16 protein-coding genes are annotated in these 12,566 nt (G+C 38.0%); 14 read left to right on the forward strand and 2 right to left on the reverse strand.

Going from position 1 to position 12,566, the window contains the following annotated elements; all coding sequences use genetic code 11:
- Nucleotides 1–35: 35 nt before the first annotated feature.
- The 9 genes from LO754_RS09080 (at nt 36) to LO754_RS09120 (ending at nt 5,493) form a co-directional block, all read left to right on the forward strand.
- The gene (locus LO754_RS09080; RefSeq protein ID WP_107894222.1) at nt 36–401 is read left to right on the forward strand and encodes a sulfurtransferase; all 366 of its coding nucleotides are present in this window, start codon (nt 36–38) and stop codon (nt 399–401) included.
- Nucleotides 402–404: 3 nt separating this feature from the next.
- On the forward strand, nt 405–1,439 hold the full coding sequence (locus LO754_RS09085; RefSeq protein WP_024363565.1) for an ATP-binding protein: 1,035 nt from the start codon (nt 405–407) through the stop codon (nt 1,437–1,439).
- Nucleotides 1,432–2,067: a response regulator transcription factor gene (locus LO754_RS09090; RefSeq protein WP_231786075.1), complete on the forward strand. Its 636-nt coding sequence runs from the start codon at nt 1,432–1,434 to the stop codon at nt 2,065–2,067. Before LO754_RS09085 ends, LO754_RS09090 begins: the two co-directional genes overlap by 8 nt.
- 264 nt (nt 2,068–2,331) lie before the next feature.
- On the forward strand, nt 2,332–3,108 hold the full coding sequence (locus tag LO754_RS09095) for a sulfite exporter TauE/SafE family protein (RefSeq protein ID WP_024363567.1): 777 nt from the start codon (nt 2,332–2,334) through the stop codon (nt 3,106–3,108).
- A 255-nt stretch (nt 3,109–3,363) separates the two neighbouring features.
- The gene (locus LO754_RS09100) at nt 3,364–3,588 is read left to right on the forward strand and encodes a DUF1659 domain-containing protein (RefSeq protein ID WP_024363568.1); all 225 of its coding nucleotides are present in this window, start codon (nt 3,364–3,366) and stop codon (nt 3,586–3,588) included.
- 16 nt (nt 3,589–3,604) lie between these two features.
- Nucleotides 3,605–3,826: a DUF2922 domain-containing protein gene (locus LO754_RS09105; protein ID WP_025219290.1), complete on the forward strand. Its 222-nt coding sequence runs from the start codon at nt 3,605–3,607 to the stop codon at nt 3,824–3,826.
- A 73-nt stretch (nt 3,827–3,899) separates the two neighbouring features.
- Complete coding sequence (locus LO754_RS09110) at nt 3,900–4,022, forward strand: YvrJ family protein (RefSeq protein WP_080653352.1); 123 nt, start codon at nt 3,900–3,902, stop codon at nt 4,020–4,022.
- Nucleotides 4,023–4,124: 102 nt separating this feature from the next.
- Nucleotides 4,125–4,733, forward strand: coding sequence for an SCO family protein (locus tag LO754_RS09115; protein ID WP_025219291.1), 609 nt, complete (start codon nt 4,125–4,127; stop codon nt 4,731–4,733).
- Between the two features lie 232 nt (nt 4,734–4,965).
- On the forward strand, nt 4,966–5,493 hold the full coding sequence (locus LO754_RS09120) for a DUF1572 family protein (RefSeq protein ID WP_231786076.1): 528 nt from the start codon (nt 4,966–4,968) through the stop codon (nt 5,491–5,493).
- A gap of 83 nt (nt 5,494–5,576) precedes the next feature.
- Here the strand turns inward: LO754_RS09120 and LO754_RS09125 are convergent, their stop codons facing one another.
- Complete coding sequence (locus LO754_RS09125) at nt 5,577–6,974, reverse strand: alanine/glycine:cation symporter family protein (protein WP_231786077.1); 1,398 nt, start codon at nt 6,972–6,974, stop codon at nt 5,577–5,579.
- A 273-nt stretch (nt 6,975–7,247) separates the two neighbouring features.
- Between LO754_RS09125 and LO754_RS09130 the strand changes: the two genes are divergently transcribed.
- Both LO754_RS09130 and LO754_RS09135 read left to right on the forward strand, forming a co-directional pair.
- Entirely contained in the window at nt 7,248–7,940 is a 693-nt protein-coding gene (locus tag LO754_RS09130) for an aspartate/glutamate racemase family protein (protein ID WP_231786078.1), read from the forward strand.
- A 24-nt stretch (nt 7,941–7,964) separates the two neighbouring features.
- A complete protein-coding gene (locus LO754_RS09135; RefSeq protein ID WP_108030571.1) occupies nt 7,965–9,020 on the forward strand; it encodes a DmpA family aminopeptidase in 1,056 nt (351 codons plus the stop codon).
- A gap of 381 nt (nt 9,021–9,401) precedes the next feature.
- Here LO754_RS09135 and LO754_RS09140 read toward each other — a convergent pair whose 3' ends face one another.
- Nucleotides 9,402–9,662, reverse strand: a complete 261-nt coding sequence (locus LO754_RS09140) for a PH domain-containing protein (protein WP_231786079.1) — start codon at nt 9,660–9,662, stop codon at nt 9,402–9,404.
- Between the two features lie 286 nt (nt 9,663–9,948).
- Between LO754_RS09140 and LO754_RS09145 the strand changes: the two genes are divergently transcribed.
- From LO754_RS09145 to LO754_RS09155, 3 genes are read left to right on the forward strand one after another with little or no spacing between them, the layout of a single operon-like run.
- A complete protein-coding gene (locus LO754_RS09145) occupies nt 9,949–10,683 on the forward strand; it encodes a M15 family metallopeptidase (RefSeq protein ID WP_231786080.1) in 735 nt (244 codons plus the stop codon).
- A complete protein-coding gene (locus LO754_RS09150) occupies nt 10,680–11,474 on the forward strand; it encodes a M55 family metallopeptidase (protein WP_108030572.1) in 795 nt (264 codons plus the stop codon). The genes LO754_RS09145 and LO754_RS09150 overlap by 4 nt, the downstream gene beginning before the upstream one ends.
- Before the next feature lie 21 nt (nt 11,475–11,495).
- A complete protein-coding gene (locus LO754_RS09155) occupies nt 11,496–12,563 on the forward strand; it encodes a dipeptide epimerase (protein ID WP_231786081.1) in 1,068 nt (355 codons plus the stop codon).
- Nucleotides 12,564–12,566: the final 3 nt, after the last annotated feature.

Genomic DNA, 12,566 nt, shown 5'->3' on the forward strand with positions numbered 1-12,566 from the left:
GCCTTCCATGTGAGGCACTCTTTTTGGAGGTTTCTATGATCATTTTTCTAATTGTTGCCCTAGCCATTGTTTTAGTACGGGCTTATTATATTCGTTTTGTCCCTGTCAAACAGGTAAAAGATATACCGTACCGTCAAGTAGCTGAAGGACATCAAATACTTGATGTACGGGATTACAATACAACCGGCTGTTTAGTTTATAATAGTAAGCATATTCCATACGGCTATTTACCACGTTTTTATAAACAAATCGAAAATCGCCCTGTCCATCTGATAGTAGAGAGTCAAATGGATTTAAATCTGGCTAGCCGCTTTTTACGAAAAAAAGGGTATAGTGTAAATAGCTACACGATGATGAAAAGACCGTGTAAAGTAAAAGGAATGATGTATAAGGAGGTGTAAAGTATGCATTCCCAGCTACAAAATGAGTATTTACAGCAAATTTATGAGCATATTCAAGATGGGATTATTATTATGAAGGAAAGCAGGGAAATCATTATGATGAACCCTGCTGCACAACGCTTAACTGGTTGGCAAAAAGGTGATTTTGTGCCGTATTGTTCTTATTGTATGACTCGTAAAAGGGAGCAGAGTGAACCAACATGCTATTTAATTGCAAACAATGAAGTGCCTTCATTTTTATCGGAAATGCCCATTTATCATGGTCGAAAGATTGATGTCGAAATGAGCACAGCCGCTATTTATGCTAATGAAAATACAGGGGAAACAGAATATTTACTTGTCTTACGTGATCAGGAAACATTAAAAAAAGCACAAGAGGCTGCCATTAATAAAAAAATGATTCGAGCATTAATCGAAGCAAAGGAATCAGAACATAAACGCTTAGCACAAGAACTACATGATGGAGTTGGCCAATCTTTATTTTCGGTATCTATTGCGCTACAAGCGATTGAATCTTTTGTACAAGATAATGCGCAGTTGAATGAGTATATTTCCGAGGTGCGTGCGGAACTGCAAAAAGTTATGAATGACATTAACGCATACTCTCACCAATTACGACCGCACAGTTTAGACCAATTAGGCTTAGAGCCGACTATTCAGGCGACAATTGATGCGATAAAAAAACAAATAACGGGTTTAGATATTCAATTAACGACACGTGGTCTTGATCGATGTGACCCAGCAGTTGAGATTAATTTATATCGAATTACACAAGAAGCATTGCATAATATTATTAAATATGCAAAAGCAACCCAAGTGCATATCCATATTAAAAAGGACAATACGCATATTTATATGACCATTCAAGATAATGGGATTGGCTTTGAACGGGACAAGATTCAAAATGCAGGGCTAGGGTTAAAGCATATGGAGGAACGGGTCGATCAGTTGGGTGGTACTTGTTCAATTCTGTCAAAAGTAGGACAAGGGACATGTATCGATATCGTCATTCCAAGATGGAGGCCGCAATATGATTAAAATATTACTTGTCGATGACCATGTTTTAATACGGAAGGGCATTGCGCTCCTTTTAGGGAATTATTCAGATATGACAGTTGTAGGAGAGGCAAGTGATGGAGAAGAGGCGATTCAGCTTGCCTACCAGACTGAGCCGAATGTGATTTTAATGGATATATCAATTCCAAATGGGTTGGACGGATTTACTGCGACAAAGGAAATTAAAAAAAATTTACCTGACACAAAAATAATTATGCTGACAATGCATAATGAGATAGCCTATATTCAACAAGCGATGGAAGTAGGAGCAGATGGCTATATTTTAAAAAATAGTCAAGGTGGCGAAATGTACGAAGCGATTCAAAGTGTCTATACAAGCCGTCGCTACTATGAAGTGGGCTTACCAAAAGGTCAACTAGAAAAGTTATTTAAGAAAAAAGGTAAAAACAATGCCGATATCTTATCTACACGTGAGCAGGAAATTGTTCGATTAACCATTTTAGGATTTACGAATATGCAAATTTCAGAAAAGCTATTTATTAGTGCTAAAACGGTAGAAAACCATAAAGCCAACATTATGCAAAAGCTAAATTTAAAAAGCAAGGCAGAGCTTATTCAATACGGTATTACAAATAAGTATATTACGTAGCATACGTGGGCTGCCCAATAAAGTCTTTTTCTTTCTAAAGTCTGACGTTTTGTAATGGAACAACCTTCTATATATCTTCCCTGAGCGATAAAGCAATCTGCTTTATCGCTTTTTCTATGCTAGGGTGTTATATCTATCGTTTTCCTCCTCTTATCGACAATAAATAATCGCCTTTTCTTCTGAAGGATAGGGGCTTCCCCCTATATTTTTAAAGCAATTCACACTCTATACTTAAAGAAAATAAGGTAGAAAGAAGGTGTGACGATGGAGTTTTCATTCATCGTTGTCATATTTTTAATTGGTTTTGTCGGATCATTCGTATCAGGAATGGTAGGCGTAGGGGGATCCATTATTAAATACCCTATGCTTTTATATATTCCACCATTATTTGGGCTAGCAGCTTTCAGTGCACATGAAGTATCCGGTATTAGTGCTATTCAAGTGTTTTTTGCATCGATTGCAGGAGTATGGGCATATCGCAAAAGTGGCTATTTAAACAAATCGCTAATTCTTACTATGGGTACGGCAATTTTAATAGGTAGCTTTATCGGTAGTTTTGGATCCAGCATGTTACCAGAAGCAGCAGTAAATATTGTATATGGTGTTTTAGCCTTAATTGCTGCTGTTATGATGTTTATTCCGAAAAAGCAAATTGACGATAAGCAGTTAGATCAGATTACATTTAGTAAACCATTAGCAGCGGGTTTAGCGTTTGTCGTAGGGATTGGTTCAGGGATTGTTGGAGCAGCAGGTGGATTTTTATTAGTACCAATCTTACTTGTTGTCTTGAAAATCCCAACACGTATGACGATTGCCACTAGCTTAGCGATAACATTTATTTCATCAATCGGTGGAACAGTAGGGAAAATTATGACAGGTCAAATCGACTATGGGCCAGCAGCAATCATGATTGTGGCAAGTTTACTTGCAGCTCCACTTGGCGCAAAAATAGGTGGCAAGCTCAATACAAAAGCACTACAAGCAATTTTAGCAGTATTAATTTTAGGTACAGCTATTAAAACATGGTTAGATATTTTGTAAGTAGTGAAGGTTAAAAATTACATGCTCGTATTGCAACGAGTGGTGATGATGCCACAACCAGATGCTCATTAGATATGAGTATCTGGGCTTTTTTATGTAGGAATAATGAAGGTGGAAAAAGGGTTTTTCAGGTAGCAGCGGACTGCTCGATGCCTATCCCAGTCGCTGATGGCTTTCTACGTTAAATTTTCAAGAGAAACATGTCCCTATTTTTACAAATAGCTGTATATATTGTGTAGAAAGGGGGTGTTACGGATGGCAAAAACCCAATTATTAGATGCATCCCTTCGCTTAAAGTATGTGGTGGGACATACTGAAACAAATAAGCCGAAATTTGTAATTAAAACCTACCGTAATGTAAACGACACGCATACACCAACAGCGTTAGTAACGGTAGCGAAAGCGATTGCGAGTCTTTCATCAAAGCCACTTGACAGTATTAGTAAGCAAGAAATAACAGAATTGTCGTCATTACAATAAAAAGGAGGTAGGACTGATGGCAAAAGTTTTAGAGTTGCAATTTCATACAGCATTAGGAAAAACGGCGACGATTGCCATTGATGCACCGAAGCCACATGTTACATCTGCTGAAATTCAACAAGTGATGCAAACAATCATTATGAGTAATGTATTTGGTGGACAAGCAGGTGCTTTGGTTGGCATAAAAGGTGCACGTATGATTGATCGTCAAGTTTCAGCGTTTAACATGAACGAATGAATGACATGGTCTTTGCAGTTGTTGCAAAGACCATTTTTAAGACAAGCAAAGCATGTCGAAAGGAGAGGGCAGTATGGAACAATGGCTGACAATGTTATCTGATATTGGTTTTCCTATCCTCATGTCGTTTTACTTATTACATCGAGTAGAGGTTAAGCTTGATGCGATTCATGATGTGATTGTTTCACTTAAGTGAAGTTGACTTCACAAAGATGTACGAAAGCTGTCACGACAGGTGGTTGTCAACGCTTACATCATTCGATAAGATGGGGGTAGTGTAAGTAGGGAGTGTGTAAAGATGAAAAATAAAGTAATGTGGTTTGTACTACTATTGACTTTAGTGACTGTACTTAGTGCATGCGGGAACGCAAAGTTTAAAGCTGATTATAGTTTGGAAATGCAGGATTTTGAACATATTAATCAACGAGGAGAAACTGTTTCACTAGACAGTTTAAAAGGGAAACCTTGGTTGGGCATGTATATATTTACGAATTGTAATTCAGTTTGTCCACCAATGACGTTTAACATGACGCAAGTGCAAGAAAAGCTGAAGAAAAAAGGGATAGAGGATTATAATATTGTCGCTTTTTCAGTTGACCCTGAGGTGGATACGCCGGAAGTACTAGCTGATTATTTAACGAGATACACTGTACCTGACGAATCTAAATGGAATCTCCTTACAGGATATTCACAGTCATATATTGAGCAATATGCAGTGAAATCAACAAAATTACTTGTCAAAGACGACCCGAATTCAGATCAAGTAATCCACGGTATTCAGTTTTTCTTAGTGGATAAAGACGGAATTCTTGTAAAACAATATGACGGATACGCAAAAGATGCAAACGATGTTCCAATCGATACAATTGTTTCGGATTTAGAAACGTATATAGATGAAAACTTATAACATGATAAGCTAGTGCTACATTGACATAGCGCTAGCTTTTTTGTAGCATGATGACAATACTTCGCGGGTATTTAAGGTTAAATCGCGGGTATTTCATGATTTTTCGCGGGTATTCAGTGGTAAATCGCGGGTAATACCATGCTTTCCGCGGGTATTAACTTGTATCCACAGAGAAATAGTTTGAGAATTGGGAATTGTTTGGGTGACTGGCACAAGGGGGAGGTAGTTAGAAATGAGCATAGGTGAAACATATTTAAAAGCTGTACGAGAAAGATTTAAAACGATTAAAGCGGACGGTGATAAAGCAATCGCACAATTAGATATTGAGCAATTGCACTGGGCTTTCAATGAAGAGTCCAATAGTATTGCAGTCATTGTCAAACATGTAAGTGGCAACATGATTTCAAGATGGACAGACTTTTTAACGACAGATGGAGAAAAAACAACAAGAAATCGTGATGAAGAATTTATTGATAGTATTGATACTAAAGAAGAGCTACTAACTATTTGGGAAAAGGGTTGGCAAGTCTTCTTAGATTCACTACTAAGCTTAACCGAGCTGGATTTAATGGCACATGTCTTCATAAGAGGGCAACAACATACAGTGATTGATGCGATAGAAAGACAGATGGCACATTATGCAGCACATGTTGGGCAAATTATCTATGTCGGGAAGCAAATAAAAGGGGAAGAATGGAAAACATTGAGTATTCCAAGAGGGCAATCGCAGCTATTTACAGAAGCGATGAAAAAAAGCTAATTTTTAATTTTCAAAATTGTTTGGGTGTCAGGCACCAAAAAAGCGCCATTCCTTCAAGTAATCCTTGAGGGAATGGCGTTTTCTTATGAGCGATGATCTTCCCAACAGTCTGTATTTTTCAAACCAGGGATGGACTTTGCGTAAAATACAGGATTTTTTCCTGCTTTTCGTTGTAGTGTAAAATCATCTAATACACGGAAAGCTATTTTACCAAGTATCATAATTACCGTAATATTGATGAGCGCCATAAGACCCATAAATAAATCCGCTAAGTTCCAAACAAGTTGAACTTGTGCTACGGAGCCGAACATTACCATGGCCAGCACAAGTAGACGATAAACGGTCATCCAGCTTTTATGAGCATTGATAAACTCAATATTGGATTCACCGTAATAATAGTTACCAATAACAGAACTGAATGCGAAGAAAATAATACTAATGGCGATAAAGTAAGGAGCCCAGTCACCAACATGCACTGCTAGAGAATTTTGTGTAAGGACGATTCCATTACTTTCACCTGTTTTATATAAGCCCGCTAAAATAATGATAAATGCAGTGGCAGAACAAATCATAATTGTATCAAAAAATACGCCTAAACTTTGCACAAGTCCTTGTTTAGCAGGATGTGATGTATTGGCAGTTGCTGCTGCATTCGGCACACTCCCCATACCAGCTTCATTGGAAAATAAGCCTCGACGAACACCTTGCATAATGGCTGCTCCAATGGCACCGCCTGCAGCTTCTTGTAGGCCGAACGCTTGAGAGAAAATAAGTTTAAACACGGTTGGGATTTCCCCTAAATTTGTTACAACGACATAAAGTGCAACGAGTAAATAAAAGACGGCCATTACAGGTACAATTACTTGTGTAAATTTAACAATTCTATGTACACCACCGAAAATGATCATAGCCGTTAACACTACTAATACAATGCCGATAATAAAAGGTCTAATATTAAATGCTTCACCTACAGAAGTCGCAATCGTATTAGACTGTACTGCGTTAAAAATAAAGCCAAAGCTTAATGTTAAAAGGATACTAAAAACAATCCCTAACTTTCTATGACCTAATGCCTTTTCTATATAATAGGCAGGGCCACCACGAAAAGTATCGCCGTCTTTTACTTTATACACTTGAGCAAGTGTACTTTCAATAAAAGCGGTTGCCATACCAAGAATGGCAATAATCCACATCCAAAATACGGCACCAGGACCACCGACACCTATAGCAAGTGCAACACCTGTTATATTACCCGTACCTACACGAGACGCTGCGCTAATCGTGAAAGCTTGGAACGGAGAAACCCCCGACTCACCATCTCTTTTTTCTGTTATTAAACGAAACATTTCTGGGAAAAGACGTACTTGTACAAATTTAGAGCCAAATGAAAAATATAATCCAGCAGCTAATAATAATATGATTAAAAGATACGTCCATAGAATATTATTTGTATTATCTACTATATTTGATATCCACTCCATTTATATTCCTCCTTTTTTTAATAAGTTTTAGTCTACACTCTTTTTTTATAAAATATCAAATTTTTAAAAATTCTTAATAATAAAAAGATATTTTTCTCGAAATGATTTGCTGTGTGGTGGTAATATATAGTAAAGGTAAAATGGTAACACAATACTTTTTCCAAATTAGTATTCAACTTGCTTTTTCTTTTATACCTTTAATTTGAATACATGAAAATGTATCGAGAGCAGTTTATTTAAAAATGACGATTAATAGAATAGGGAGTGGATGATGTGAAAACGATTGGCTTAATTGGTGGTATGAGCTGGGAATCTTCAGCTATGTATTATCGCCTTCTAAATGAGCAAGTGAAGCAACAATTGGGTGGTTTACATTCGGCAAAATGCATTTTATATAGTGTCGATTTTCAAGAAATTGAATACTATCAAGCAAATGAACAATGGCAAAATGCAGGAGAAATACTAGGAGAGGCTGCTTGGTCTTTAGAAAAAGCAGGTGCCGATTTCATTGTGATCTGTACGAATACAATGCATAAGGTCATAGAATTTATGGAAGCGCGTTTGACTATTCCAATTTTACATATTGCCGATGCAACAGCCGTTCAAATTCAACAGGCTGGTCTGCAAACGATTGCGTTGCTTGGCACAAAATATACAATGGAGCAAGATTTTTATAAACATAGAATTGAACAGTTTGGCATAAATGTAATGGTGCCAAACGCGGATGAACGAACAATGGTTAATCAAATTATTTATGAGGAATTATGTTTAGGGAAGATTGAAACAACTTCAAAAGAAAGCTATTTACAAATTATTGAGCGCCTTGTGAAATCAGGTGCGCAAGGAATTATTTTAGGTTGTACGGAGATTGGTTTACTAATACAACAAGAAGATGTCCAAGTCCCTGTTTTCGACACGACTATTATTCATGCGCTTGCTGCTGTAGAACATGCATTAAAAGAGTAAAAAGCATTGAGAAGGGGTGAAAAAATGACACAAAAAGTGCGGGAGTTGGGTATGGTCATTGGCACATTACCAGTCGGTAAAAAAAATTGCATTACGGATGTACAAGGTGTTCAAGTTGGGCATGTCACACTGGATGAAAAGCTAGATGATGTGGGAGCATATGCATGTACTGGGGTGACGGCGATTTTACCACATGGTGGCAATTTGTTTCAACAAAAAGTTACAGGTGCTAGTTATGTGCTAAATGGTTTCGGCAAAACGACAGGACTCGTGCAAGTCAATGAACTAGGTGTTATTGAAGCTCCTATTATGCTAACAAATACGTTTGGGGTGCCCGCAGTAACGCAAGGAACATTGCAATATATGTTAAATACTAATCAGGATATTGGTCTTTCTACAGGGACAATTAATTTGGTTGTTGGGGAATGTAATGATAGTTATTTAAATTCGATTCGAGCTTGCCCGATCACACCAGAGCACGCGCTCCAAGCAATTCGTAATGCGTCCGAAAATACCGCTAAAGAAGGTGCAGTTGGAGCGGGAAAAGGCATGATTTGTTTCGGCTATAAGGGCGGAATAGGTTCTGCATCGCGCATAGTGACTCTAGAACAAGATAAAATTAGCTATACGGTGGGGATTATCGTGCTAAGTAATTTCGGTCATAGCTCAGAGTTTATAGCTGAGCGTTACAATCTGCCAAATCCTAATAGCAATGCTGCGTTCTCACCAACAGATGGTTCCATTATTATTGTGTTAGCAACAGATGCACCGCTTAGTAGTCGCCAATTAACACGTGTTATTAAACGTTGTGGTATAGGGCTTGGACGAACAGGTAGCCATTTTTCTCATGGAAGTGGTGATATAGTCATCGGCTTTACAACGGCACACCATATTGCGCATCATTCGTCCCAACATTTGGAGACACGTATACAGCTACGTGAAGATCATCCTATTATGAATCATTTATTTACCGCTGCTGCGGAAGCAACAGAAGAAGCTATTTTAAATTCCCTGTCACAAGCGCAAACAACAACGGGTCGAGACGGACACGTAGTAGAAGCCTATTCATTTAAAAAATAAACGAAAAGCTATTGAACATTCGAATGTTTCAATAGCTTTTTTGTTTACATGTTGAACGCTTGCCAAAAAAAGTCTTTATAATGTTTTCTTTTTAGTGTAAATACACCTGATAATCATCTAATACATACATCAACTCTTATGCTATCCACGCGGTACTATTTTACTAACTAGAAGGTCGGGTAACTGGATAGAGGACACCTTTATGTTGCTTCAAGAGGTACATTCTTTACCTAACATTCCTAGCATAATGTGTAAGGGCAATGCTACTTGTAGAATGAAAAACAAAATCAGAGCAGATTGCACTTATTTGAAGCAATGAAACCAGGTTTACGTCCAGAAAAAGAAAAAGTTCAATGAAGAGCTCAGACGCATGCTACTATTCTAGATGCAATTATCAAGGTGAATGGATGGGTTCTTTTGTTGCAACGCTTCTACAAATGCCTGTCTATCTTTTGGGGAAATCTGAATGGTTTTATATTTTTCGTAATTGATTTCTATGCGTTGAACGGAAAGTGATGGTGCCACAAAAGGATTCGTTGTATGCCGAATGGATTTCATTTTAATAAGCCCATACGGTATTTGGAGTGTATCAGTTCGATTTTGTAGCGAGTATTGAACCATATTGTTCTTAATAATTACCATGGTATCACCTCCATAAAAACTTCCCTTTCATTAAGGTATTTGGGCAATCATGTCTATTTTTAAAGTTTACTTAATCGCTAAAGTCGTATAAAAAAATAAATGTTTCGACCATATATTGTAATGTTTAAGCGCTGCATAGCAAATTTTGTATAACGATTAGATAATAACCATTATTATGTAATTATTGTTTTTTTATCTAGTCAACTATGAAGCGGTGTGTTAATATTCAATGAAAATACTGAATTATCTAACAATTAAACATTCTTTACGATAAAAGGTGATGCGAATGCATGAAAAATTATTGCTGCCAATTGCACACGAGACACCGACAAATCCATCCAATCCTATTGTGCTTAACAGTTGTGAGCCATTGATGAACATTGACCACCTACACCCAAGAATCTTTACCCAGCCCGTGTACTATAAGCAACAAATTGCTAGTAGCTTACAATTCATTTACTTGCGCCAAGCAGTATATGAACGATTACAACAAGCTTTATTACTATTACCTGAAAACTATAGTTTCATTGTCTATGACGGGTACCGACCGCTACAAGTGCAACAATATTTATTTACACATTTTGCTGCGCAACTCAAAGACCAACACCCAAACTTCACAAAAGAAGAAATTTTTAACAAGACATTAAAATTTGTCGCTTTTCCAAGGGAGGGGCAAGAGCATCTACTACCACATTTAACGGGAGGTGCCATTGATTTAACGCTCGCAAATAGTAAAGGGAAAGCGTTAAATCTTGGGACAGCATTTGATGAGCTTAGTGAGAAATCTGCGACCCGTTATTTTGAACAGCATCCTAATGAAAATAAGGAAGCCTGTGTTCATCGACGTCTTTTGTATCACTGTATGACGGCAGTTGGCTTTACGAATTATGCTGAGGAATGGTGGCATTATGATTTTCACAATATAGCTTGGGCAAGAAGGATAAATGCCAAACAAGCTTTTTACGGTGCAATAGAGGCACACATTGATGACAATTTGATAAAGGAGTATCGATATTTATGAAAGTCTATATTAGTGCAGATATTGAAGGCATTACAGGCACAACATCTTGGAGTGAAACGGAACTGAATGCGCCTGACTATTATTTTTTTCAAAAGCAGATGACGAAGGAAGTGGAGGCAGCCATTGAAGGTGCCATTTTAGGAGGCGCCACGGAAATTTTACTAAAGGATGCGCATGATTCAGCTCGTAATCTTGATATTTCGAATTTGCCAGTTAATTGTAAGGTCATTCGCGGATGGACATATGATCCGATGTGTATGGTAGCCGGACTTGATAGTAGTTTTGACCGTGCTATTTTCATCGGCTATCACAGTAAAGGAGGCAGTGAACGTAATCCATTAGCACACACGCTATGTGTTACTGCTGATATTAAAATCAATGGTGAATACGCAAGTGAGTTTCTTATCAATACGTATGCCGCTGCTTTACATGGTGTTCCTGTTTCATTTGTTAGTGGAGATGTTGGACTAACAGAAGAAATTCAATCCTTCAATCGCAATATTGTGACATTTGCTACCAAGGAAGGGGTGGGGAATGCCACAATAAGTGTCAGTCCTCAATTGGCAATTGCTGAAACGAAACGACTTGTGGAAGCCTCTATGAAGGTCTCCCGAGATGACTTACAAGTGACATTGCCTCAGCGATTTATAGTGGAAATAATTTACCGTGACCATACACGCGCTTACCGCAATTCCTTTTATCCAAATGCAACGTTTAAGCCCCACAACACGGTTGAATTTGTCACGGATGATTATTTTGAAGTACTTCGAATTTTACAGTTCTTAACTTAAGAATAGACTGTAGGTGAATGCATGAAGATTAAAGATATTGTTGTTGCAACGGTAGAAGCCCCCCTTATTGTGCCATTTAAAACAGCATTAAGAACCGTGCGTAGCATTGAAAATATTGCCGTTTACGTTCATAGTGAGCACGGACAAATTGGCATAGGTGAGGCTGCGCCAACTGCTGTTATTACAGGGGAAACTTTAGGTTCGATTAGAGATGCTATTGAACACTATATTAAGCTTACCATAGTAGGTATGGATTTACAAGAAATAGCCGTTGTGATGGAGCGAATGGACAACAGTATTTATCAAAATACGAGTGCGAAAGCGGCGGTAGATATGGCGCTTTATGATTTATTGGCACAGCATCACAAGACGCCATTGTATAAATTATTAGGGGGCTATCGCAAGGCATTAACAACAGATATTACAATTAGCGTGAATAGTGTAGCGGACATGATAAAAGATAGCCTATCAGCGGTGGAACGTGGCTTTCAAATATTGAAGGTCAAGGTTGGCAAGGATCCCGCGACAGATGTCCAGCGCGTGACGGCTATACGGGATGCAGTAGGCAAAGCCATTACATTACGTGTAGATGCCAATCAAGGATGGACGCCAAAAGAAGCGGTTCGGATAATTCGTGCACTTGAAGATGCAAATAGCAATATCGAATTAGTGGAACAGCCTGTGCACTATGCTGATTTAACGGGTATGCAATATGTAACAGCCAATACGTTGACAAATATATTGGCTGATGAAAGTGTCTTTTCGGCAAAAGATGCCCTCACTATTATCGAACGACGTGCTGCTGATTTCATCAATATTAAATTAATGAAAACAGGTGGCATTTTTCATGCGCAAAAGATTTGCCATATTGCAGAAGCTCATGGCATTGCTTGTATGATGGGCTGCATGCTTGAAACAAAAATTAGTGTGAGTGCGGCTGCACATTTTGCTGCATCACAAAAAAATATCACAATGATAGATTTAGACGGACCAAGTTTATGTTTGAAAGATCCTATTGCAGGTGGACCTATTTTTAACAATGATCGAATCACAATGACGGATGCAAATGGAATAGGATTTTCAAGATAAAAA

It is taken from the genome of Lysinibacillus sp. GJ-1 (assembly GCF_021166035.1).
Classification (GTDB): Bacteria; Bacillota; Bacilli; order Bacillales_A; family Planococcaceae; genus Lysinibacillus; species Lysinibacillus sphaericus.